This window comes from Gramella sp. MAR_2010_147 (assembly GCF_900105135.1).
GTDB lineage: Bacteria > Bacteroidota > Bacteroidia > Flavobacteriales > Flavobacteriaceae > Christiangramia.
This window is the reverse complement of the sequence record NZ_LT629741.1, coordinates 2289678-2313050: the sequence shown is the minus strand read 5'-3', so window position 1 is coordinate 2313050 and position 23373 is coordinate 2289678. Positions and strand designations below refer to the sequence as shown.

Annotated in this window: 19 protein-coding genes and 1 tRNA gene; 6 read left to right on the top strand and 14 right to left on the bottom strand. The window is 36.0% G+C overall.

Going from position 1 to position 23373, the window contains the following annotated elements; all coding sequences use genetic code 11:
- Nucleotides 1-25: 25 nt before the first annotated feature.
- The 3 genes from mnmG to BLT95_RS10465 are packed head-to-tail and all read right to left on the bottom strand — an operon-like array spanning nucleotide 26 to nucleotide 5579.
- Nucleotides 26-1897 (bottom strand): tRNA uridine-5-carboxymethylaminomethyl(34) synthesis enzyme MnmG, encoded by a 1872-nt coding sequence (gene mnmG, locus BLT95_RS10475; RefSeq protein WP_089666037.1) that lies wholly within the window; start codon nucleotides 1895-1897, stop codon nucleotides 26-28.
- An 18-nt stretch (nucleotides 1898-1915) separates the two neighbouring features.
- Nucleotides 1916-2347, bottom strand: coding sequence for an rRNA maturation RNase YbeY (gene ybeY, locus BLT95_RS10470; RefSeq protein WP_089666036.1), 432 nt, complete (start codon nucleotides 2345-2347; stop codon nucleotides 1916-1918).
- Nucleotides 2328-5579: a DUF4175 family protein gene (locus tag BLT95_RS10465; RefSeq protein WP_089666035.1), complete on the bottom strand. Its 3252-nt coding sequence runs from the start codon at nucleotides 5577-5579 to the stop codon at nucleotides 2328-2330. Before BLT95_RS10465 ends, ybeY begins: the two co-directional genes overlap by 20 nt.
- Before the next feature lie 118 nt (nucleotides 5580-5697).
- Between BLT95_RS10465 and gltX the strand changes: the two genes are divergently transcribed.
- Both gltX and BLT95_RS10455 read left to right on the top strand, forming a co-directional pair.
- Nucleotides 5698-7215, top strand: coding sequence for a glutamate--tRNA ligase (gene gltX, locus BLT95_RS10460; protein WP_089666034.1), 1518 nt, complete (start codon nucleotides 5698-5700; stop codon nucleotides 7213-7215).
- Nucleotides 7216-7333: 118 nt separating this feature from the next.
- Nucleotides 7334-8284: an SPFH domain-containing protein gene (locus BLT95_RS10455; protein WP_089666033.1), complete on the top strand. Its 951-nt coding sequence runs from the start codon at nucleotides 7334-7336 to the stop codon at nucleotides 8282-8284.
- A 48-nt stretch (nucleotides 8285-8332) separates the two neighbouring features.
- Here the strand turns inward: BLT95_RS10455 and BLT95_RS10450 are convergent, their stop codons facing one another.
- From BLT95_RS10450 to BLT95_RS10435, 4 genes are all read right to left on the bottom strand, one after another.
- Nucleotides 8333-8569: a DUF6327 family protein gene (locus tag BLT95_RS10450; protein ID WP_089666032.1), complete on the bottom strand. Its 237-nt coding sequence runs from the start codon at nucleotides 8567-8569 to the stop codon at nucleotides 8333-8335.
- Entirely contained in the window at nucleotides 8566-8928 is a 363-nt protein-coding gene (locus BLT95_RS10445; protein WP_089666031.1) for a phage holin family protein, read from the bottom strand. Before BLT95_RS10445 ends, BLT95_RS10450 begins: the two co-directional genes overlap by 4 nt.
- Before the next feature lie 7 nt (nucleotides 8929-8935).
- A complete protein-coding gene (locus tag BLT95_RS10440; protein ID WP_089666030.1) occupies nucleotides 8936-9310 on the bottom strand; it encodes a YtxH domain-containing protein in 375 nt (124 codons plus the stop codon).
- Nucleotides 9311-9425: 115 nt separating this feature from the next.
- Nucleotides 9426-11105: a glutamine--tRNA ligase/YqeY domain fusion protein gene (locus tag BLT95_RS10435; RefSeq protein WP_089666029.1), complete on the bottom strand. Its 1680-nt coding sequence runs from the start codon at nucleotides 11103-11105 to the stop codon at nucleotides 9426-9428.
- Nucleotides 11106-11241: 136 nt separating this feature from the next.
- Between BLT95_RS10435 and folB the strand changes: the two genes are divergently transcribed.
- Nucleotides 11242-11598, top strand: a complete 357-nt coding sequence (gene folB, locus BLT95_RS10430; protein ID WP_089666028.1) for a dihydroneopterin aldolase — start codon at nucleotides 11242-11244, stop codon at nucleotides 11596-11598.
- Nucleotides 11599-11649: 51 nt separating this feature from the next.
- Nucleotides 11650-11720, top strand: a tRNA-Cys gene (locus BLT95_RS10425).
- 32 nt (nucleotides 11721-11752) lie between these two features.
- Here the strand turns inward: BLT95_RS10425 and BLT95_RS10420 are convergent.
- Nucleotides 11753-12487: a LysE family transporter gene (locus tag BLT95_RS10420; RefSeq protein ID WP_089666027.1), complete on the bottom strand. Its 735-nt coding sequence runs from the start codon at nucleotides 12485-12487 to the stop codon at nucleotides 11753-11755.
- A gap of 99 nt (nucleotides 12488-12586) precedes the next feature.
- Complete coding sequence (rnr, locus tag BLT95_RS10415) at nucleotides 12587-14785, bottom strand: ribonuclease R (RefSeq protein ID WP_089666026.1); 2199 nt, start codon at nucleotides 14783-14785, stop codon at nucleotides 12587-12589.
- A 1194-nt stretch (nucleotides 14786-15979) separates the two neighbouring features.
- On the opposite strand from rnr, the gene rpiB reads away from it, so the two are divergent.
- Nucleotides 15980-16423 (top strand): ribose 5-phosphate isomerase B, encoded by a 444-nt coding sequence (gene rpiB / locus BLT95_RS10405; protein WP_089666024.1) that lies wholly within the window; start codon nucleotides 15980-15982, stop codon nucleotides 16421-16423.
- Between the two features lie 3 nt (nucleotides 16424-16426).
- Nucleotides 16427-16873, top strand: coding sequence for a GNAT family N-acetyltransferase (locus BLT95_RS10400; protein ID WP_089666023.1), 447 nt, complete (start codon nucleotides 16427-16429; stop codon nucleotides 16871-16873).
- On the opposite strand, the gene BLT95_RS10395 is transcribed toward BLT95_RS10400, so the two are convergent.
- The 5 genes from BLT95_RS10395 to BLT95_RS10375 form a co-directional block, all read right to left on the bottom strand.
- Nucleotides 16870-17688 carry a sterol desaturase family protein gene (locus BLT95_RS10395; protein WP_089666022.1) on the bottom strand — a complete coding sequence of 273 codons (819 nt, stop codon included), beginning with the start codon at nucleotides 17686-17688 and terminating at the stop codon, nucleotides 16870-16872. The genes BLT95_RS10400 and BLT95_RS10395 overlap by 4 nt on opposite strands.
- Nucleotides 17689-17698: 10 nt before the next feature.
- Entirely contained in the window at nucleotides 17699-19333 is a 1635-nt protein-coding gene (locus BLT95_RS10390; RefSeq protein WP_089666021.1) for a S41 family peptidase, read from the bottom strand.
- Nucleotides 19314-19706, bottom strand: coding sequence for a ribonuclease P protein component (rnpA, locus tag BLT95_RS10385; RefSeq protein WP_089666020.1), 393 nt, complete (start codon nucleotides 19704-19706; stop codon nucleotides 19314-19316). The genes BLT95_RS10390 and rnpA overlap by 20 nt, the downstream gene beginning before the upstream one ends.
- Before the next feature lie 78 nt (nucleotides 19707-19784).
- On the bottom strand, nucleotides 19785-21680 hold the full coding sequence (locus tag BLT95_RS10380; RefSeq protein WP_089666019.1) for a M1 family metallopeptidase: 1896 nt from the start codon (nucleotides 21678-21680) through the stop codon (nucleotides 19785-19787).
- A 1-nt stretch (nucleotide 21681) separates the two neighbouring features.
- Complete coding sequence (locus tag BLT95_RS10375; protein ID WP_089666018.1) at nucleotides 21682-23367, bottom strand: S8 family peptidase; 1686 nt, start codon at nucleotides 23365-23367, stop codon at nucleotides 21682-21684.
- Nucleotides 23368-23373 lie beyond the last annotated feature (6 nt).

Sequence of the window (23373 nt, the reverse complement as noted above, 5' to 3'; positions counted from 1 at the left end):
TTTGTTCCACGTGGAACATCGAGTTTTATCTACCCATATATACCAATAACACAGAAATGTCGTTAGGACTAACCCCACTAATTCTGGAAGCCTGAGAAACCGTAGCCGGTTGAACTTTTCTTAATTTTTCACGGGCTTCATAAGACATCGATTTAATATTGGAATAGTCGAAGTTTTGCGGAATTTTTATATTCTCTAAACGATTAAGTTTATCGGCATTATTCTTTTCCTTTTGAATATATCCTGAATATTTCACCTGTATTTCAGTTTGCTCGATCATTTCTTCATCGAGGTCATTTTCAGAAATAAACTCTTCTACCCCAGTGAAATTCTTTACGTCGTCCATAGTAATTTGTGGACGCGAAAAAACCTTAAAAACCTTATCACTTTGTTTCATGGGAGATGACTTTCTTTTTTCAAGAACAGGATTTGCTTCTTCGGGAACCACGCTTAGATTTTTTAAAAATTCTACAAATTTAAAAGACTTTTCCTTCTTTTGTTCCATTTTACGCATACGATCGTCAGATGCCAGACCAAGATTATAAGACCGTTCAGTCAATCTAAAATCGGCATTATCCTGTCTTAACAAAGTACGATATTCAGCACGAGAAGTAAACATTCTATAAGGCTCCTCTGTTCCCTTTGTAATAAGATCATCAATTAAAACTCCAATATAAGCTTCATTACGTTGCAGGATAAACTCGTCCTTTTCCTGAACTTTTAAAGCCGCATTTATACCTGCCATCATTCCCTGGCAGGCTGCTTCTTCATACCCTGTAGTACCATTAATTTGTCCGGCAAAATATAAGCCTTCCACAAGTTTAGTTTCTAAAGTATGCTTTAGCTGTGTTGGAGGGAAATAATCATATTCTATGGCGTAACCGGGACGAAAAAATTTCACATTCTCGAATCCCGCTACAGAACTTAAGGCTTTAAACTGAACATCCTCCGGGAGCGATGTAGAGAAGCCATTCACATACACCTCTACGGTATTCCAGCCTTCTGGTTCTACAAAAAGCTGATGACGATCTTTATCTGCGAATCGATTAATTTTATCTTCTATTGAAGGACAATATCTAGGGCCTATACTTTGAATTCTTCCATTAAACATAGGAGATCTATCGAAACCTTCTTTTAGAATTTCATGCACCTCATTGGAGGTATAGGTCATGTGACAGGAACGTTGCTTGGAAAGTGGTTTGGTTTCATCTGAGAATGAAAATTTACCGGGAATATCGTCTCCAGGTTGTTCCGTCATTTTAGAATAATCTAACGATCTACCATCTACTCTTGGCGGAGTTCCAGTTTTCATCCTGCCAGCTTCAAAACCTACATCGATGAGATCCTTAGTGATTCCTGTAGCCGCCCTTTCTCCTGCTCTACCACCACCAAATTGTTTATCCCCAATATGAATGAGTCCGTTTAGAAAGGTCCCATTAGTACAAACCACGCTTTTCCCGAAAACTTCTAAACCTAAAGATGTTCTAACTCCAACCACTTTATCTTTTTCTATGATAAGCCCGGCAACCATTTCTTGATAAAAATCAAGATTAGGGGTTTGTTCCAGCTTCAATCTCCAGTCTTCCGCGAACCTCATTCTATCACTCTGCACTCTCGGGCTCCACATTGCAGGTCCTTTGGATTTATTCAGCATCTTGAACTGGATAGCACTGGAATCACTTACAATACCACTATAACCTCCCATAGCATCAATCTCTCTAACTATCTGCCCTTTTGCGATCCCACCCATTGCAGGATTACAACTCATTTGGGCAATATTTTGAAGGTTCATGGTAATAAGAAGCGTTTTGCTACCCATATTAGCGGCGGCAGCGGCGGCCTCACTTCCGGCATGCCCAGCTCCAACTACAATAACATCATACTGCTTTTCGAACATATCCTAAATTATATTTTATCATTGTTCCACGTGGAACAATTCTATTTTTTCTTCTTCCTTGCGTCGCATTAACTCGCTTTCCCTTTCAGTTTTATCTTTAAAACCACAAAAATGTAAAATACCATGAATCAAGACTCTTTTTAATTCCTCGGTAAATTCAACATTAAAGTTTTTAGCATTTTCCCTTACTCTTTCAGTACTTATAAAAATATCACCCTGTATGGTATTCCCTAAAGTATTATCAAAGCTTATAATATCGGTGTACGTATCATGGGAAAGATATTCAAGATTAATCTTATGAAGATATTCATCATCGCAGAAAATAAAACTGATGTCTCCAGTAAATTTATTTTCTGAAATGATAACGGCCTCGATCCATTTCCGGTAATCCTGTTCATTTTCAAGAACAAAACCATTTTCGCTAAAAAAATTAATCTCTCCCTTTTCCAAAATAATCTTTAACTTTCTCTCTGTAAATTTGCCGCAAAGGTAAGATTTGTCTATTTAAAATTTCAGTAGAATTAAAATATTCTTTAGCGCTATTAATCTGATTCTGAAGACTGTTCTCATAATCTATTCTATTGGTTTCAGATTGTCTTTGGTCATCGGTTCCCTGTAACTGAAAAGCCTTCTCAAATTTCAACAATTCATATTGCAATTGTTGCATTCTCTTTACTGTTTCTGGATCAAATCCCTTATCCAGTAACTGCTCTTCGATCTTCTTCATTTGGTTAGTAGAATTATTCCCCGGCTCATTTCCATTTTTTTCCAAAATCTTCTCCATCTGCATCCTAAGCATTTGCTGTTCCTTATATATTTCATAAAGTTCACCAGAGCTACCCTCGCCTTCTCCTTCCTGTGTCTTACCATTCTGGTCTGGTTTAGGTTTCCCTTCAATTCCTTCTTGCATTTGCTGCATTAAATCCTGTTGCTTTTTAATAATATCCTGTAACTGGAACTCCTCTCCACCTTTTCCATTTCCCATCTGGGGATTAGCCATCATCTGCTGCATAGAACCAAGGATCTGATCCAGTAAATTTGCGAGGTCATTTGCGCCTGTAACAACATACTGCTGACTAGCGGTTCCCTGTGGAATCTCATTATCAGAAAGGCGTTCGATAGATTTTTCCAAATCAAATTCTACATTGGTTAATTTATCTGTGATTACTTCATTAATCATAGGATTACGCATGGCCAGCATGTAAAGGCTATCGTCTATATGCCTGAAATTTTCCCTTAAATTGCTTTGTTCCTTAAGTTTTCCCGCATACTTTGGATTGCTTTGCTGAATATTTTTAAAAGCTTCCAGGAGATCTTCCTGCTCAAATGAAAAAACAATTAAATTATCCAGGATCTGTCTTAAAGTTTCAGCATCTGCCTCTAATTGTTCAGCACCCTGCATCATAGCAGATTGTTGCATTTGATCACTCATTTGCTTCATTTTTTTTGAAGCATCCTTCTGTTTCTTCTCAGCATCAGGTTTATTATTTTCTTCAAGCTTTTCTTTCGCATCCTTCTGATCTTCTTCAATACTCTTCTCGTCCTCTTCTTCCCTGCCCACGTCCTGAGGTTGCTTTAATGCTTCATTTTCCTTTTCTAAATCATCCATTTCCTGCTGAAAATCACGAAATTCTTTGTTAATTTCTTCCTGATTCTCCGGCGTATTATTTTCCTTCTTATCAAAAATTTCTTGCTGCTTGTCTGACAATTCTTCCAAATCTCTAGCAAGTTTTTGCTTTTTCTCTTCTACATAGTACCTTTTTGTAAGCTCTAATAATTGCTCTAAATTACGCTTGTTACTTTTATTTTGTTTAGACAGTTTATCCAGTTTTTTTCCAAGATCTTCCTTTTGAATCTTTTCAGAATACTTTTCCAATTCTTCTAAAAGTGCTTCATTCTCCTGCAAACGCTTTTCATTATTTTCGAGGCGCTTACTTAACTCTTTTTCCGTAGAAGAATCTTCTTCCATTTGATTCTCTTCAAAAGTTTTTTCAAGTTTTTTTGAATAAGATTTCATCATCTCATTCTGCTTTTTTTGTCTTTTTAAGAACTCCTCCAGCTTTTTCCTTTCACTATAATTTAATTGATCCTTCTCTTTCTCAAGTCTGGAAATTTCTTCCAGAGCTTTCTCTGATTTCTTGAAATCTTCCAGCTCTTTTCCAATCTTTCCCAAAGCATCTTTTTGTTCCTGAAGCTTTTCATTTTCCTGTTCTTCCCGCGTTTTTTTTCTGTAAGAAAAAGTTGTCGATCTTACAGATTTTGCTCCATTTACCGCATCATTATCATATATCCTGAAATAATAATCATAACCTTTTCCTTCTTCCAGCTCAATATTTCCGGGAAAACTAAAGTGAAACACATCAAAACTTTCGTTTGACACAGGAATAGCCACTTTTCTAGAATCTTCTTTGTTTTCCTGGTCATAATAAACCAATTCGAGTCTGCTTAAGCCGTAATCATCGGAAACATCCCCCTTAAAATATTGTATACCAGTATTTAACGAATCCGTCGCAGTAATCACCGTTATCTCAGGATACTCATCCTTAATCACCTTAACGGCATAGTTCAGCTCTTCATAATCTTTAATCATCCCATTAGATGTACTAATGGAATATGATAAATTAGAAGATAAAGTTTTTCTAAATTCTGCCTTATTAGCCACCGATGTAATTTCAACCAAAGAATCTGGGAATATAAATTGGATTTTATCGGTATTTCGGGTACTAAGCATCCAATTAATTTGAGTCCCTTCAGGTACCGTAATATTTCCTGTACCAGATAAATTTTTATCACTTAAGCCCGTATATGCCGGGTAATTCAGGAACATTTCAAAATTTAATAATTTCGGAACCTTTTTTATCTCAAGAGTATATTTCTCAGAAATTACTTCATTAGACTGTACTTGAAATTGTACTTTCTCCTTAATATCTGTAAAAGAATACTCAAAAGTTCCGGGACCGGTTGGTTTCATAAAGCTTTCAACTCCGTTGAAATTTAACCTTACACTTTCCGGATTATAATCTCCAACAGTTTTAATTTCTAACTTAAAGTCCTCCCCTTCCCTGGCCGATAAATCATTATTCAGAATAATAAATTTAAAAGGAGCCGGTCTTAAATAAACTTTTTCATAATCTGAAATCCTTCCAAAACTATTAGTGATCACATCAGCTTTTCCGGCAGCAATTAGACCAATAATGATTAAAAGTGGTAATATCACATATCTTAGATAGCTTTTGTTCTTTCGAAGATCGATAGCTCGTGTAAATGGAATTGGTGTAAGTTCTTTTGATCTTTGGTCTATACTTGCGAGCAAAAGATCAGACTGTTCGGAATTATGTTTTAACTGAAGGAGGTTTTTTAATTTATCATTCACTTCCGGGAAATGGTTTCCTATAATTTCAGAAGCCTGAAATTCATCAATTCCATTGGAGATTTTGAATAATTTGAATAAAGGAAGTCCGACAAATTTAAAAAGAAGGCCAATTTCAACTGTAATGAACAACCAGAATAAAATCGTACGCCCAACAGTGGAAAGCCAGAAAAAATATTCAAGGCTAACGATAATAAGAAAATAGCACAGTCCTGCTGCAAGGAACAACAAGCTCCCTTTTAGTATTAAATTGATATAATACTTTTTAATAAAAGCCTCCAGCTTTTCCTGCACCAGTCCGAAATTCTCCATTTTTTAGGCAATCTTTCCTTAAAAATACAATAAAAATAGGTCTTATACAGGATGCCTTCCCCTGTGTTTAGGATTGGATTAATAAGGTTGTATCTTTGCCAGCAAAAATCAGAAAAATATGTCTTCTAAAGTAAGAGTAAGATTTGCTCCAAGCCCTACCGGACCATTACATATTGGTGGTGTAAGAACAGCCTTATATAACTATTTATTTGCTAAAAAGCACGGAGGCGATTTTGTATTGAGAATCGAAGATACAGATCAAAACCGGTATGTAGAAGGAGCTGAAGATTATATTAAAGATGCTCTAGATTGGTGCGGAATCCCTTATGACGAGGGTCCCGGTAAAGAAAAAGGATTTGGACCTTACAGACAAAGTGAGCGTAAAGATAAGTATCGTGAATTTGCCGAAAACCTGATAGCCTCCGGAAATGCTTATTATGCATTTGACACTTCAGATGAACTGGATGCCCATAGGAAAGATCATGAAGCGAAAGGGAAAACTTTTATTTACAACTGGCATAACCGTCAAAAATTGAAAAATTCTTTATCCCTTTCAGAAGCAGAAGTTCAGAAAAAAATTGAAGCGGAAGAAGACTATGTGATCCGGTTTAAATCTCCTCAGGATGAAACATTGCATTTAAAAGATGTGATTCGTGGAGATATGGAAATAGATACCAACATCCTTGACGATAAGGTGCTTTTTAAAAGCGATGGGATGCCTACCTATCATTTAGCAAATATTGTTGATGATCATCTTATGGAGATCACTCATGTAATACGTGGTGAAGAATGGTTGCCCTCCCTTGCACTACATTATATGCTTTACAGAGCTTTTGGATGGAAAGCACCAGAATTTGCCCATCTTCCATTAATTCTTAAGCCTCAGGGTAAAGGGAAACTTAGTAAAAGAGATGGTGAAAAAATGGGGTTCCCGGTTTTTCCATTGGAATGGAAAGACCCTAATTCCGGTGAAATTTCAGCAGGTTATAAAGAAGAAGGTTATTTTCCAGAAGCTGTGGTTAACATGCTGGCATTTTTAGGCTGGAATCCTGGGACGGAAGAGGAATTCTTTGAATTAGAAGAATTAGTGAAGGCTTTTGAACTGCAAAGGGTTCATAAAGGAGGAGCTAAGTTTGACCCGGAAAAGACCAAATGGTTCCAACAGCATTATATTCAGCTGGCTGACAATGATTTTTTAGCTGATGAATTTGAAAAACATCTTGCTGAAAAAGAATTAAAAGCTGAAAAAAAATATATTTCTGAAGTAGTTGCTCTCATCAAAGAAAGAGTGGTGTTTGTCGAAGATTTCTGGGATCAGGGATATTTTTTCTTCATTGCTCCTACTTCTTTTGATCCAAAAGACTCAAAAAAAGCCTGGAAAGAAGATACCAGTGATTTAATGAAAGAATTAAGTGAATTCTTAAAATCTGTAGACAATTTTCAGGCGGCGCATTTACAGGAAACTGTAAAATCCTGGATTAAAAGCAAAGAAATAGGTTTTGGAAAAGTGATGATGCCATTAAGAATTGCTCTTGTTGGTGCTTTACAAGGCCCAGATCTTTATAAGATCGCAGAGTTTATTGGTAAAGAAGAAAGTTTAAAACGTATTCAAAATGCGATTGAGACTTTAAAATAAAGATTTTATTAAAGCATTTTCAAACCGGTTTCTATCTCTAAGAAACCGGTTTTTTATTTTTATAAGGATTCAAGCTTTTATTCTTAAATTGAAGCATTCATAATTTAATAATTATTACATGCTTAATTTAGTGCTCATACCTATATTGGTAGTGTTTACACTACTCATTATTTTTTCGGGAATTTTTATAGTAAAACAGCAAACTTCAGCAGTTATAGAGCGATTTGGAAAGTTTACAAGTATTAGAAGTTCCGGACTTCAGTTAAAAATTCCATTGATAGACCAGGTAGCTGGCAGGATCAACTTAAAAGTCCAGCAACTGGATGTACTTGTGGAAACAAAAACAAAGGACAATGTATTTGTTAAACTAAAAATATCTGTCCAGTTCCAGGTTCGAAAAGATAATGTATATGATGCCTTTTATAAGCTTGAAAGTCCTCATGACCAGATTACGGCTTATGTTTTTGACGTAGTGCGCGCAGAAGTGCCTAAAATGAAGCTAGATGATGTTTTTGAACGTAAAGATGACATCGCCATTGCTGTAAATCGTGAATTGAATGAAGCTATGCAGTCTTATGGGTATGATATCATTAAAACCCTGGTGACCGATATTGACCCTGACGTCCAGGTAAAAGCTGCAATGAACCGTATTAATGCCGCTGAACGTGAAAAGGTAGCTGCCGAATATGATGCGGAAGCAGATAGAATTAAGATCGTAGCAAAAGCAAGAGCTGAAGCTGAAAGTAAACGATTACAAGGACAGGGTATTGCAGATCAAAGGAGAGAAATTGCCCGTGGCCTTGAAGAAAGTGTGGACGTTTTAAACAATGTTGGAATCAACTCCCAGGAAGCTTCAGCATTAATTGTGGTAACTCAACATTATGATACACTGCAGGCAATTGGTGAGGAAACCAATAGTAATTTAATATTGCTTCCTAACTCTCCACAGGCGGGTAGCGACATGTTGAATAATATGGTCGCTTCCTTTACAGCATCTAATCAAATTGGGGAAGCAATGAAAGAACATAATAAAAAGACGAAAAATAAACCCGATAACAAGAAAGAGTAAAGAAAAAAGCCTCCAAATTGGAGGCTTTTATTTTATATCTAAATATCTCTATTTACTTCTATTAGAGGTAATAATGTTTTTAACTCCCATGATTTTAGACACCGCTTTAAGCACTAAAGCTTTTTGCGCCAAAGACCCCATCATATTACTAAACAGAGACTTTGCACTTAAACTTTCTTTAGTTTGATCTAAGCTAAGTTTAATTTCCTCTTTGTCAATCTCCGTTTGCAATTTCAAGATCTTAAGATCTTTGTCTATTTCCTGAAAAGATGAATATACTCTCATTCGTCATCATTTGGATTAAAAACAGATTTTGAGAACTTTCTAAGTACAAGCTTTTCAATAGGTTCTTTTCCAAAGATAAAGATCAGAACAAAAACTATCATATAAAATCCTCCAACTATAAAATAACCGGAGCTTGGAACACCTATCGCCTGACTAATTACTATAGCTATTGCAAATGAAAGCATTATTCCAGCCGTACTCAAAAGAAAACCCATAACAAGAAAACGAACCAGAGCGGTTGCTCCCTTCATTCCCTGTCTAAAGGCCCTAAGCCTATAATATTCAGAATTACTTTGAATGTAAGACTGAATATTATTATTTAAATCTTGAACACTGTTGGATAGTTTTTCAAATGCCATATAAAGATTATACTACAGCTTTGTCTGGTGAATTTCCAGTAGACTTGCCTTGTTTATCTTTTTGCAATTTAGCATTTTGTTTTCTTAATTCCTCAAGTTTATTTTCCATTGCAGATAAAATATCATCTGCTTTATGACTTGCTGAAGATAAAGTTTCTTCAAGTCTTACCTCAAAATCCATTCTTGCTTTCTTAGCTTTCTCACTTAGGTTTGAACTTGTTTCGTGGTAACGTTTGTTTAGGTTATCCTGAGCCTTTTGAGCATCCTTTTTTAGTTTCTTTCTTGTTTTTTCGCCGCTATCCGGAGCATAAAGTAATCCAACTCCGGCACCGATCGCCGCTCCTGTTATTAATGCTAAAAGTGTATTTCCTGTACTTGCCATAAGTTTTTGAATTTTAAATTATTATTCACTCAAAGATAACGGATAGACCTACCTAAGCTTGTTAATAACCGGTTAATATGTTAAAAATGCTATGCTAAATTATTCTTAAATAAATTTAGTTCTTGATCTTAGCCCAGGAATCACGTAAGCTAACGGTTCTGTTGAAAACTGGTTTCGCCGCTGTAGAATCCCTATCTACACAAAAATATCCAATGCGTTGGAATTGTACTTTATCTCCTTCCATGGCATCTTTTAAGCTAGGTTCAAGGTAGCCGGTAACAACTTTAAGGGATTCGGGGTTTACAAAATCAAGATAATCCCTATCCTTTACTCCATCTGGCGCTTCTTCAGTAAAAAGCCTGTCGTAGAGCCTTATTTCTGCTTCAATGGCATGTTTAACAGAAACCCAGTGAAGTGTTCCCTTGACCTTTCTTAAGGATTCTTCTGTACCGCTTCCACTCTTACTTTCTGGATCATAGGTACAATGAATTTCAGTAATATTACCTTCATCATCCTTCACCACATCCTCACCTTTGATGATATAGGCATTTTTAAGACGTACTTCCTTTCCAAGGGTTAACCTAAAAAACTTTCTGTTCGCACTTTCTTTAAAATCTTCTCTTTCAATATATAATTCCCGTGAAAAAGGAACATTTCTGCTACCTGCAGATTCATCTTCCGGGTTATTTTCGGCATCTAACCACTCTTCTTCCCCTTCAGGATAATTAGTGATTACCAGTTTAACCGGATCCAGAACACCCATTACACGTGATGCTTTTTTATTAAGGTCTTCCCTTACACAGAATTCGAGATGGGAAACATCAATCATATTTTCCCTCTTTCCAACTCCAATGGAGTCTGCAAATTTTCTAATTGAATCCGGAGTATACCCTCTTCTTCTTAAACCTGAAATAGTTGGCATTCTTGGATCATCCCAGGAATCTACAAAGCCTTTTTCAACCAATTGAAGTAGTTTTCTCTTACTTACAATGGTATGACTAAGATTTCTTCTTGCAAATTCTCGCTGTTTCGGTTCAAAATCTCCGGGTTTACTTACTTTCTTTATAAACCAGTTATAAAGTTCACGATGTGGTAAAAATTCAAGAGTACAAAATGAGTGTGACACCTGTTCAATAAAATCACTTTCTCCATGAGCCCAGTCATACATTGGGTAAATCTTCCAGTCATTGCCCGTACGATGATGACTTTTATGAAGACATCTATACATCACGGGATCTCTCATAAGCATATTGCCTGCACCCATGCTAATTTTAGCTCTTAGAACATCCCCTTTTTCCGGAGTATCCCCATTCTTCATCTTTTCAAAAAGATCAAGATTTTCTTCTACAGAACGATTTCTATAAGGACTCTCCGTTCCAGGTTGGGTTGGAGTACCTTTTTGTTCAGCTATTTCTTCTGAAGTCTGGCTGTCTACATAGGCATCTCCATTTTTAATCATTTCAACCGCCCAGTCATAAAGCTGCTGAAAATAATCTGAAGCATAACATTCTTCTGCCCATTTAAAGCCAAGCCATTCAATATCTTTTTTAATGGCATCTACATATTCCTGCTCCTCTTTTGCCGGATTTGTATCATCAAAACGAAGATTTACCGGGGCGTTATAAGTCTCTCCAAGTCCGAAATTTAAACAAATTGAAGATGCATGCCCAATATGAAGATATCCATTTGGCTCCGGCGGAAACCTGAATTTCAGGTCTTCTTTTTTATAATTATTACTTAGATCCTCCTCTATGATTTGCTCAATAAAATTGAGCGACTTTTTTTCTTCGGCCATAACTTATTTAAAATAAAAGGCAAATTTATCAAAATTTAAATCGAAAGCAGTGGTTACAATAGAATACTATTTCCTAAAAGCACTATCAATAATTGAAAACTTCAAATTGTGAGCTTATATTTGTAAAAAATAATTTGTGGGAGTAATAAAACTTAAGAATATTAAGGTCTTTTCGTATCACGGATGCCTTGATGAAGAAAGTAAAATAGGAAGTGAATACCGCGTAGATCTTAAAGTTCATGGAGATTTATCCCATTCAGCTAAAACAGATAAATTAGGAGATACCATAGATTATGTGCATTTAAACAAGATCGTTAAAGAAGAAATGGCAATTAGATCAAAATTACTCGAGACAGTTGCCGAAAGAATTTTGAGTAGGGTGATGCACGAACTCATTATGGTTCAGAAAGCTAAGGTGGAAGTTTCTAAAATTAATCCTCCAATTGGTGGAAATGTGGCAATGGTCACAGTAAGCAGGACGAAATCCCGTTAGATTTTAGTTTTGAAACTTAAAATTTTTATTACATTTGCCAACCCTATACCGGGCATCGTGGCCGAGTGGCTAGGCAGAGGTCTGCAAAACCTTGTACAGCGGTTCGAATCCGCTCGATGCCTCAACAAAGCTTCCTTTAACTGGGAAGCTTTTTTTATTTGTTTGCATTCTTAACTTCTAGATCTCCGAGATTTCCAATTAAAGAATCATTAGGTGTAATTTCCTCAATTTGATCTTTTATCTCTTCTATCTGACTGGGAAAGGCTCCCTGAAATATTAAAACGCCACCAAACAGAATTAAAATTAGGCTTATAGCCTTTTTCATTATATAAATTCTATGCGGGGTAAGTTTTCTATTGAGTTTTTTGGCAAGAAGAATTTTAATTATATCAACTATAAGATATGTAACCAGTACACTGGTAAGAAATACCGAGATCCTATTGATCTCCATTTCCATTTTAGGGCCAAATACAATGATTACTCCCAACCAGAAACCCAGAACACCAATATTGATAAAATTAAGCAGGAAACCCTTTGCAAAGAGTCCAAAATAATCGCTTTTTCCCAGTTTTCGTATTTCCGGCGTTTCATCATCGGTATGAAGGCTCTTTTTGGTCTGCAAAAAGCTCATTACCCCATAAGTCGCCAATATCATCCCGCCAAAAATAAACAATGCGGGGTCATCCTTAAGACTTTGTAATAGCTTTGTGGTACTAAAATATGCGATCGCAATAAAAACCACATCAGCCAGGATAACTCCTAAATCTAAAGAAAAAGCCGCTCTAAATCCCTTTATAGCAGCGGTTTCCAGTAAAACAAAAAATACCGGACCAAATAGAAAAGCTAAAAATAAACCTAATGGTAAAGCAGCTAAAACATCCTGTAACATACAGTTAAGTTGTTTTGCAAATGTAAACCTTTTGTTCTTTTATGGTAATTATGTGCTGTTAAACCCTAAAAGCTAAATTTTAGATGTCTTCCACTAATATTAATTTGCTTCTACCTCTTCTCTATTTCCAAGTAGTGTAAAATCTAAGTGTCGTTTAATAAGATCTGCATTCTTCACTTTTACATACACTTCATCACCCAGTGTGTATGTTTGTCCCGTTCTTTTTCCAACTACCGAGAATTCATCAGCATTAAACTCATAATGATCATCGTTCATATCGCGCAAGCGAATCATTCCTTCGCATTTGTTCTCCACGATCTCTACAAAGATCCCCCATTCCGTCACTCCTGAAATAACCCCGAGAAATTCTTCATTTTCATGATCCTGCATAAATTTCACCTGCATATATTTAATGGAATCTCTTTCGGCGTTAGTAGCCAGGTTTTCCATTTCACTGCTATGGTGGCATTTTGTTTCATATTCTTCCTCGTTCGCTGATTTGGCTCCATCAAGATAATGCTGAAGTAATCTATGCACCATGACATCTGGATATCTACGAATAGGCGAAGTAAAATGAGTATAATAATCGAATGCTAAACCATAGTGCCCAATACTTTCAGTACCGTAATACGCCTTACTCATGGTTCTAATAGCAAGGGTATCTACCATATTCTGCTCTTTTCTTCCCTGAACATCCTCTAATAATTTATTCAGTGAAGAGGTGGTAGAGCTTCTATCTTTAAGATTAAGTTTATGACCAAACCTGCCCACAATTGTTTGAAGAGAAGCTAATTTTTGATCGTCTGGTTCATCGTGATTTCTATATACGAAAGTTTTCTTAGGACTCTGTTTTCCAATATATTCAGCGACTTTTCTATTGGCCAGTAACATGAATTCCTCGATAAGTTTATTCGCATCTTTTGCAGTTTTAAAGAAAACTCCAACCGGGTTATTTTCTTCATTAAGATTGAATTTTACTTCAACCTTATCAAAAGAAATGGCACCATCCCTCATTCTTCTGGATCGCATTTTCTTAGCAAGCCTGTTTAATGTAACCACGGCCTCCACCAGGGCCCCTCTTACAGAATATGCATGATTTCTAATAGAGACATCTTCAGGAATTGTTCCAGTTCCTGTCTCAAGAATATGCTGTGCTTCCTCATATGCAAAACGTTCATCTGAATAGGTCACTGTTCTACCAAACCACTGATTCTTAACGTTTGCGTTATCATCTATTTCAAAAACTGCTGAAAAAGTAAATTTCTCCTCTTTTGGTCTTAAAGAACAGGCGTTATTAGAAAGAATTTCAGGTAACATAGGGACCACTCTATCTACTAAATAAACAGAGGTTGCCCTTTCATAGGCTTCTTCATCCAGAATCGTTCCCGGTTGTAAATAATGGGAGACATCGGCAATATGGATTCCAATTTCAAAGTTTCCATTTTCTAGTTTTTGAAAACTTAACGCATCATCAAAGTCTTTCGCATCTTTAGGATCTATTGTGAATGTGAGCACATCGCGCATATCGCGCCTTTTGCTAATTTCTTTTTCATTGATAGAAGTATCTATCTTATTAGCATACTCTTCAACTTCTTCAGGAAAATCGTGAGGTAATCCATATTGAGCGAGTATAGAATGAATTTCTGTATGATGTTCTCCAGGAGTTCCTAAAACCCGGGTTATTTTACCAGTTGGAGAATCCCCTTTTTTTGGCCATTCTTCGAATTCAACAACCACTTTATCACCATTTTTGGCTCCATTTAAATTATTCCCAGAGACAAAAAAGTCGGTATACATAGATTTATCATCGATCACCACAAAACCGAAATCTTTTTTTTGTTGCAGTGTTCCAACAAATTCGGTCCTTTTTCTTTTTAATATATTGGTAATTTCACCTTCAGAGCGCTTTCTTCTTCTACGGTTATAAACATAAATTTCTACCGTATCTCCATCAAAGGCGGCATTCAGGTCTTTATTGGCTATAAAAATATCGTCAACAAATTCTTCCACCATTACATAACCATAACCTTTGGTGGTAAGATCTAAGACACCGGTATAGTAATTTTTATTTCCTTCTATTTTAAATTTACCGCGTTCTTCTTCCAGAATCTCTTTTTTTGCAGCTAATTGAGCCAGCTTTTTAATAATCTGATTTCTGCTACTCGCATCATTCACTCCCAAAATAGAAGCTATCTGTTTATAATTGTAAGTTTTTCCGGAGTTGTTTCGAAGTATATCAATGATACTTCTGGAAAGATTGCCTTGTATTTTTGTATTGGTTTTCTTCTTTTTATTCATTATCACTTAGTATACGATAAAATTACATGATAAATATAAGACTGGAACTTTTTCAATTTAAAGTTTTGTTAAGTCGTCCAAATTCCAAAAACCACTGGTAATCAAATTGTTCTAATAAAGTTTTTTTTTAATCTTTTTAACACAGGAATATTTTATTTCTTAATTTTTTCTTAATTTAGATTTAACTTTCCCCAAGAGTATCCTACCTAATTTTACAGTATAATTATGAAAATTAGTAAGTCAACTAAATACTCGGCCCTTTTCTTCCTCATATTTCTATTTGGGCTCATTTTCTTCGTTGCAAGTATTCATAAATCACTAAATAAACAAACTGATATTTTTTTAGAATCTAAGGAAAATTCAGGCAAAAGTGTTGCTTCAAGTTTTCGGCATTAAATCTTATCTTTAGTAAGGTTTATTATTTATTATGAAACATTATAGATGCCTAGCAACCTTTACTTATCATCATGAATTTATCGTGCTAAAAATAAATTTAGAAAACGCCGGTATACGCCATTATTTCCAGAACGAAACGCTAGTAGGCCTTCTACCTTTATCCTCATTTGCGTTTGGTGGAATACGTCTTATGGTACATCCTTTAGATATTTCTAAAGCAAAGGAAATTATAGATTCTTTAAATGACAAATCTTCTAATCTTAGAATCGTTTAATCTATCATAGTTATAAACATTATATATCATATATATCTTTTCTTCTTTTATAAAAAAATTAAATGATGGTATATGATAGTGTGTTAATTTGTAGAACAATTTTTCTGAATATTATTTGGTATTTGAGTTGTGAGTATTTGATAACAGTTTATCAACATAGATAACTATTCTTAAGTAATTGATAACCTTAGTGTTTTAAGATTTACTTAACAAAAGTTCATAAAATACTTTTAAAATGAAATATTGAAAAGTTAGAAGTTAACAATTGTCAATAACGTGTTTTTATATGCTCATAACTATCTAAAAATTTCCATACTTATAATTTGATTTATTCAATCATATGCCTGTATTGTTATTATTTTCTTTAAAAGCAAATTTCTTTATAAGTAATTCATCAGATGTTTTTCACAATTAGGTGTCAATTTTAAAAGCCTGAAAATTAAGATATTCTATAAAGTAATTAACAATGAAAATTAAGCTGGTTAACAGTGGCTTTTTTTAACTTTGCATCAAACAACATAACTATGAAAATATCTATTGGAAATGATCATGCCGGTACCGGTTATAAAGAGATGATCAAAGAAAAGCTGGAATCTCTGGGGTATACGGTGACCAATTATGGAACAAATTCTGAAGACAGCGTAGATTATCCAGATTTTGTACATCCTGTGGCAGAAGATGTGGAAAACAAGAAAGCCGATCTTGGTATTATTATATGTGGTAGCGGAAATGGAGCAAATATGACAGCTAATAAGCACCAGGGTGTTAGATCTGCGCTTTGCTGGAATGTAGAGATCGCAAAACTGGCGCGTGAACATAACGATGCGAATATCTTGAGCATACCTGCAAGATTTGTTTCTGAAGAACTTGCTACTGAAATGATGGAAGCATTTGTTAATACCAAATTTGAAGGCGGTCGACATCAGCGTAGAGTAGATAAGATCCCTGCAAAAAAGTACTGTTCATAACCTATGAATTTAAGGATAGAAGTAAAAAAGTTCAATGAGTTAAACCTTGTCGAACTTTATAGTATCTTACAATTAAGATCTGAGGTCTTTGTAGTGGAACAGAATTGTGTTTACCAGGATATAGATGGTAAAGATGACAAAGCACTACATATAATTGGATTTAAGAACGATAAGATCGTGGCTTATACCCGTTGTTTTCAACCTGGATTCTACTTTAATGAAGCTGCGATAGGTCGTGTAGTTGTAAAAGATTCTGAAAGGAAGTTTGGATATGGGCATGATATAATGAAAGCATCAGATAAAGCGATACTGGACTTTTATAAAACATCAAACATCAAATTATCTGCCCAACAATATCTTATTAAATTTTATAAAACCCACGGTTATCAAACTACTGGAGACGGATATCTCGAAGATGGGATTCCTCACATTGCCATGGTTAAAGATTAATTTTTTGTCTTGATAGATTTGTTAAAGGGTATTCCCAACTGATAACTAATATTATCTGATGTATTATCGTTTACAATATCAATTCCGTAGCGAATATTTTGAGGCTTATCGTATACAAAAGTTCCAAAAACCCTGTCCCAGATACTTAGCATATTTCCGTAGTTAGTATCTGTCCATGGAAGTTGATAATGATGATGAAATTTATGCATATTGGGAGTTACTATAATATAACTTAAAGCTTTATCAAGGCTTAATGGAAGACTAATATTAGCGTGTGTAAAATAAGTGAAGAACACACTCAGAATTCGGTAGAATAAATAGAAGGCTACCGGCATTCCCATGATGATAACAGCAATAATGGCAAAACTTTCACGAATCATAAAATCAAATGGATGATGTCTTGTTCCTGTAGTAGCATCCACATGCGTATCTGTATGATGAACTAGGTGTAATCTCCACATCCATTTGACCTTGTGAAGTAGAAAATGAACAAAATATTGCGCCATTAAATCCAGAACCATCAGCGCCAGGAGCAATTCTAGCCAAATTGGTAATTCTATTAGTTGTAAAAGTCCAAATTGTGAATCATCCAGCCATAAGAATACTCCTGCGGTAAGAACTCCGAAAACAAGATTTATCATGATTACAAATCCCAATAGAAGAAAATTAGTTCTGGCATGTTTCCATTTATCATATTTGAATTTTATCAAAGCGTAATAACCTTCCAGGATCCAGAATATTCCAAGTACCAGGATGATCCAGACCAGCTTTTGCCAGTTAGGCATATTTTCAAAAAACAACAGAAAACTTTCCAAAATCTGGTTTCTAATTTAAAATTTTAGAATATTCAGGAGGATTATTAAGCAGTGACTGGGCTTGATTTATCTCAGGATTATGGGCTGTATAATACTCATACAAGCCTTCTTTATAAAAATATCTTTTAATGATCTCATCAGTCAGTAAACTAAAGATCTCCGGCTTTTTATTTTCTAATTCCTGTTTTTTAAATGAAGAAATCTGTGATCTTATCTTATTTACTTCACCAGCTATTTTTGTTCGTAAATCTTCTTCCTCTGCCTTATCCATCATTTCATTCAGTTCCATTTCAGTGGCAGTTCGATATTTAAAATCTGATAATTCCAGATATTTCTTAAAATCATTAAAATCCTCATCAGTAAAGCTAAATTCATTAGGATTGGCCAATTCATGAGAATAATAATATTTGGTAGCGTAATCAAAAATAGCATCCTGCAGAAGTAATGAATTGGTAATGTCGCTAAACTTTGATGTTTCCAGTTGAATATCAGGTAAGATGCCACCGCCATCAAAAACTTTTCTACCGTTACGGGTGGTAAATTCGTTATAATCTTCCACTTTGGTTCTCACGGCTTTTCCTTCTTCATTTCTGGTTCTGTAATCCAATGCCTGTATACATCTTCCGCTAGGTGTATAATATCTGGAAATAGTAATTTTTAACTGTGTTCCATAAGCCAGTTCTTTAGGTCTTTGTACCAATCCCTTTCCAAAACTCCTGGCGCCCACAATAACACCGCGATCGAGATCCTGAATAGCACCGGCAACAATTTCACTGGCAGATGCACTCCTGCCGTTAACAAGCACTACTAATGGAATTTTGGTATCTATTGGTTCTTTTTGAGTAAAATATTCCCGGTTATACTTTTCAATGACAGATTTGGTGGTGACGATTAACTCTCCTTTCGGAATAAAGATGTTGCTTACATTAATAGCTTCATTTAATAGACCTCCCAGGTTACCTCTAAGGTCTAAGATCACCTTATCTGCACCTTTATTCTTTAATTCTTTAAAAGCCTGCGCCACCTGGGTAGAGGCCTTGGCATTGAATTTAGAGAGTACGATATATGCCGAATTATCATCGAGTAATTTATAAAAGGGCACCGCATCCAGTTCTACAGAACTACGCTGTAAACTGGTGGTTCTGATCTCTCCCTGCCTACGATACGTGATATTAATATTACTATCTGGAGAGCCATTAAGCAATTCTCCCGCATCTTCTTTAAAATCGGTCACATTGATATTACCTATCTTAATAATCTCATCTCCGGCTTTTAAACCGGCTTTATCGGCTGGATAATCCTTGTAAATTTCCATGACCGTAAGAGCTTCCTGTCCGGTTTTTACCAATGCACCAATACCTGTGTATTCTCCGGCACTATTAATCCTGGCTGCTTCCACATCCTGTTCATTCCAGTAATTTGTATAGGGATCAAGATCTGTGAGCATAGATTTAATGGCAGTATCCATTAAATCTGCAGGATTGGTTTCATCTACATAATTCATATTGATCTCTTTGAAAAGAGTCGTGAAGATCTCGATCTGCTTGGCAATTTCGAAGAAGTCTGATTTAAAACTTACGGTTCCTATAAATATCCCAATAAGAACTACAGGAAGTATGATAATTCTACTGATTCGCTTTTTCATCTGTTCCAATTTTTTCTATGAAACTCTCCAAAATTTTCTTCATGCTTCGGTCTAGCTTTTCATAGGTCATCTCTTCGCGGGAAATATGGATGAACATGAAGGCATAAGAAGAGAGTAAATGATCGTTAACAAGGTACTTATTTTTTCTGAAAACCTCTCGCATCATCCGCTTTATTCTGTTGCGTTTCACCGCGGTCTTCACCAGTTTTTTTGGAACCGAAACTCCCGTTTTTAATTCAGGGTTCTCAGAATTTCCAATTGGAACATACACCAGTTTTAGAGGATAAGATTTAAGATGCTTTCCTTCTGCAAAAAGCTGGTCTATGAGCTTTTTGCTTTTCAGTTTTTGTGATTTTCCAAAACTTTCGTTCATGTCTCAAAAGTAAGCATCTTGAAAATAAAAAACCCTTCCGGTTAAGAAAGGGTTTTCAATATAGTTGAGAACTAAATACTAGTTTCCAGAATTGGTATTTTCATTTTCAGAGGTCCCCCAGGTATTGTTGCTTCTATCAATATCTGCCATTAACTTTGAAGAATCAATTTCTATGGAAGTGATTTTATCTTCTGAAGCGGGAATCTCAAGCTCGTAAGTAGGGAATCCCCAGGCCCAGTCTTTTTTAACTGTTCGTTTGGTGCCTTCTTCAGCAGGTTTTTCCCAACGCATCATTTGCAATGGGATATAAAACGTTTCTTTTGAACCATCAGTATAAGTTACGTCAACATCTACAGGCATTGGCATCAATCCGCTTCTCTGCAAATTCACTTTAGTAGTTTCTCCTTCGCTTTCAACTGAATTGATCGCGTAATCTATTGTATTCGTAGTTTGAGTCCAGTCCTGCAGATACCAGTCCAGTTCAGCTCCAGAAACTTTTTCAGCAATTCTTATAAAGTCATTTGGAGTTGGATGTTTGAATTTCCACTCGTCATAATAACGTTTCAGGGTTTTAGCTAAATTTTCTTTCCCAATTACATATCCAAGCTGAGCAAGAAATACCGCTCCTTTTGAATAAGCAGAAGCTCCATAAAGACCATTCATCGCATAACGATCTGCATGCGTAGTTTGTGGCTGTTCTTTACCTGAATTGGCAAGATATCCATAACCTCTATAAGAGCCAGTATGAGGATTTTCAGCATTTTTCCCCATCACTACATTTTCAGCTTCCGAAGAAATATAGGAAGTAAAACCTTCATCCATCCACTCGTGAATGCTTTCATTGGTGGCCATTAGATGCTGAAACCAGGCATGAGCCATCTCATGCGCAGTGACACCTACAAGGCTCCCAAAAGAACGTTCCCCGGTAATAAGAGTAAGCATTGCGTACTCCATACCACCATCACCACCTTGCACCACAGAATATTGGTCCCATGGATATGGTCCTATATGTTCATTGAAATAAGTAAGTAATTCAGCAGTTTTTGGCTGGAGATTTTTCCAGTTTTCCTTGATTTCATCATTGTCCTTATAAAGAAAATGAAGTACCGTACCATCTTCAGCTATCACTGTATCGTGGATATATTCTGGATCTGCCGCCCAGGTAAAATCATGAACTTTTGGAGCTTTAAAATGCCAGGTAAGCTTATCACCTTTGGTCTTTTTGACTTTAGTTCCTTCTTCTTCATAGCCATGACCTATTTCCTGCGGATTCTGAAGATATCCTGTACTTCCAACAGTATAATCTTTATCAATTGAAATTTTCACATCAAAATCTCCCCATACTCCCTGGAATTCACGAGCGATGTAAGAATCTGCATGCCATCCCTGGAAATCATATTCAGCTAATTTAGGATACCACTGGCTCATGGAAAGTGCCACTCCTTCTGCACTATTTCTACCAGATCTCCTAATTTGTTCCGGTACCTGACCTTCAAATTCCATATTGAAAGTTGTTTTCTCACCAGGTAAGATTGGATTTGTAAGCTCTACTTCCAGTACGGTTCCCACTTCTTCATATTGAAGTTCAGTTCCATTTTGAGTTAAAGAGTTCACTCTTAAATAACCAATTTGATCTTCTGAAAGGCCTGTAATTCTACTCACTATTTCAGGATTCTCCTTGGTTCCTTTATTCATGGTCATTCTGCCATCTGGATCTGGAACACTTTCTAAGCGCGCATTCATTTCGCTACCCGGCTGAAATGCGTTGAAATATAGGTGATAAAATACTCTGTCTAAGGTATCAGGTGAATTATTGGTATAAATCAGTTCCTGAGTTCCTGTATACTTAAAATTCTCAACATTCATGTCTACATCCATCGTGTAGTCTACATGTTGTTGCCAGTAAGAAGTACTGTTCTGGGCTTGCAAGAAGCCTGTTGTAATTAATAGAAAGCTTAAAAATATTTTCTTCATTTTATTTATTTTTCGAGATTTGGTCAGCTAAAATTAGTGCGTTATAAAGGTTTGCCATTTTTCCTGAAATAGACAAATTATCAAATTTTTTAGTATTGTTAGTATCCCCACCTACGATTACCGTCGCTTTGGTTGTTAGACCACTGTCCATTATCACTTGTTTTACCTGTGCTGCGGAAAGCTGTGGATAATAACCTCTGATGATGGCTGCGATCCCGGCAACTGCCGGTGAAGCCATAGAAGTTCCTTGTAAATACTCATAAGTATTATTTGGAGTGGTAGACCATATTTTGGTTCCAGGTGCAAAAACATCTACGTTAGATTTTCCATAATTTGAGAAATCTGCAACCAGACCTGATCCATATTCGTAATTCAGTGCTCCAACGGTTAGGAAATTATCTGCTATTTCATTGGAGTTTGAAGGATCCTGATCGTTTGGGTACACTCTGTTTGTGTCAAGATCAATTCCCTCATTTCCTGCAGCATTCACAATAAGGACGTCGTTATCAGCAGCATATTTAATCGCATCTATAACCCATTCCGGGTTCGGAGAAAAATATTTACCAAAACTGGTATTGATCACTTTTGCTCCATTATCTACGGCATATCTAATTCCTAAGGCAATATCCTTGTCATACTCATCTCCATCTGGAACTGCCCTCACCACAAGAATTTTTGCGTTACCCGAAACTCCTTTAAAACCGATATTATTAGATCGATCTGCTGCGATGATCCCTGCAACGTGAGTACCATGTTTTACATTCTCCTTATCTGCTTCTGGCCCCTGAACTTCGTTGTTTCCATAATTGGTATCAGTGATATCGTAAGGATCGTCTCCTACTTTAGCACGCCCGTCCAGATCCATATTAAAATGGGTTGCAAGACGATCTTTATAATAATCTATGGCTTCTTCAAGCTCTGTGAGGGCCTCCGGAATATTCTCGTTTACGTTATACTGAATTTGAGTAAGTATAGATTTATACTGAGTCATTTGCTGGGACTGAGGTTTAAAATCTGAAAGTTGCTCTTTTGTATAATCTTCAGTACCTAATTCTTTTGAAACAGCATTATGCGCCGCAGTGATCTGACTTTGAATCTGAAGATACTGTTCCCTGGTATCTACCGCTTCAGCATATTCTTTATCATATTCAGCTTTTGCCGCTTTATAAGTATTGAATTCTTCACGATCTGCCGTGCTGATACTACTTTCAGATTTACCTTCATATTTAGGCTTCAATCTTTTATAAATACGGGTATACTCCATATTCTCTGCGACTGCATCCCCTAAAAAATTCCATCCATGAATATCATCTATATAACCATTATTATCATCGTCTTTCCCGTTCCCAGGAATTTCATCAGCATTTGTCCAAAGCACCCCTTTAAGGTCTTCATGATCTATATCTACACCGCTGTCTATTACCCCTACAATTACTGGGGAAGGTCTATTATTTTTAATAATTTCAGCATAAGCTTTATTTACACTCATTCCTGGAATAGTATCCGTAATAAGATCGGCATTTGTCCAGTCTTTTAGCTGGGCGTCTGATAGATCCTGAACTTTTAGAGGAATAGAATCTATGTTACTAACCGGTGTAGAAACTACACTAGGGGCTGTACTGCTACAACCAGTAATAATACCTGCTGCAAGTAGAGATAGAAATGATTTAAAATAGGGAATCTTCATATGTTT

What these genes read in the sequence shown, in the direction of transcription:
- BLT95_RS10450 (WP_089666032.1), bottom strand. Translation starts at nt 8,569, where the DNA reads ATGAGAGTATATTCATCTTTTCAGGAAATAGACAAAGATCTTAAGATC.
- BLT95_RS10455 (WP_089666033.1), top strand. Translation starts at nt 7,334, where the DNA reads ATGCTTAATTTAGTGCTCATACCTATATTGGTAGTGTTTACACTACTC.
- BLT95_RS10390 (WP_089666021.1), bottom strand. Translation starts at nt 19,333, where the DNA reads ATGAAAAAGCGAATCAGTAGAATTATCATACTTCCTGTAGTTCTTATT.
- BLT95_RS10400 (WP_089666023.1), top strand. Translation starts at nt 16,427, where the DNA reads ATGAATTTAAGGATAGAAGTAAAAAAGTTCAATGAGTTAAACCTTGTC.
- BLT95_RS10465 (WP_089666035.1), bottom strand. Translation starts at nt 5,579, where the DNA reads ATGGAGAATTTCGGACTGGTGCAGGAAAAGCTGGAGGCTTTTATTAAA.
- BLT95_RS10440 (WP_089666030.1), bottom strand. Translation starts at nt 9,310, where the DNA reads ATGGCAAGTACAGGAAATACACTTTTAGCATTAATAACAGGAGCGGCG.
- rpiB (WP_089666024.1), top strand. Translation starts at nt 15,980, where the DNA reads ATGAAAATATCTATTGGAAATGATCATGCCGGTACCGGTTATAAAGAG.
- gltX (WP_089666034.1), top strand. Translation starts at nt 5,698, where the DNA reads ATGTCTTCTAAAGTAAGAGTAAGATTTGCTCCAAGCCCTACCGGACCA.
- rnr (WP_089666026.1), bottom strand. Translation starts at nt 14,785, where the DNA reads ATGAATAAAAAGAAGAAAACCAATACAAAAATACAAGGCAATCTTTCC.
- BLT95_RS10380 (WP_089666019.1), bottom strand. Translation starts at nt 21,680, where the DNA reads ATGAAGAAAATATTTTTAAGCTTTCTATTAATTACAACAGGCTTCTTG.
- BLT95_RS10435 (WP_089666029.1), bottom strand. Translation starts at nt 11,105, where the DNA reads ATGGCCGAAGAAAAAAAGTCGCTCAATTTTATTGAGCAAATCATAGAG.
- BLT95_RS10445 (WP_089666031.1), bottom strand. Translation starts at nt 8,928, where the DNA reads ATGGCATTTGAAAAACTATCCAACAGTGTTCAAGATTTAAATAATAAT.
- rnpA (WP_089666020.1), bottom strand. Translation starts at nt 19,706, where the DNA reads ATGAACGAAAGTTTTGGAAAATCACAAAAACTGAAAAGCAAAAAGCTC.
- BLT95_RS10375 (WP_089666018.1), bottom strand. Translation starts at nt 23,367, where the DNA reads ATGAAGATTCCCTATTTTAAATCATTTCTATCTCTACTTGCAGCAGGT.
- mnmG (WP_089666037.1), bottom strand. Translation starts at nt 1,897, where the DNA reads ATGTTCGAAAAGCAGTATGATGTTATTGTAGTTGGAGCTGGGCATGCC.
- BLT95_RS10420 (WP_089666027.1), bottom strand. Translation starts at nt 12,487, where the DNA reads ATGTTACAGGATGTTTTAGCTGCTTTACCATTAGGTTTATTTTTAGCT.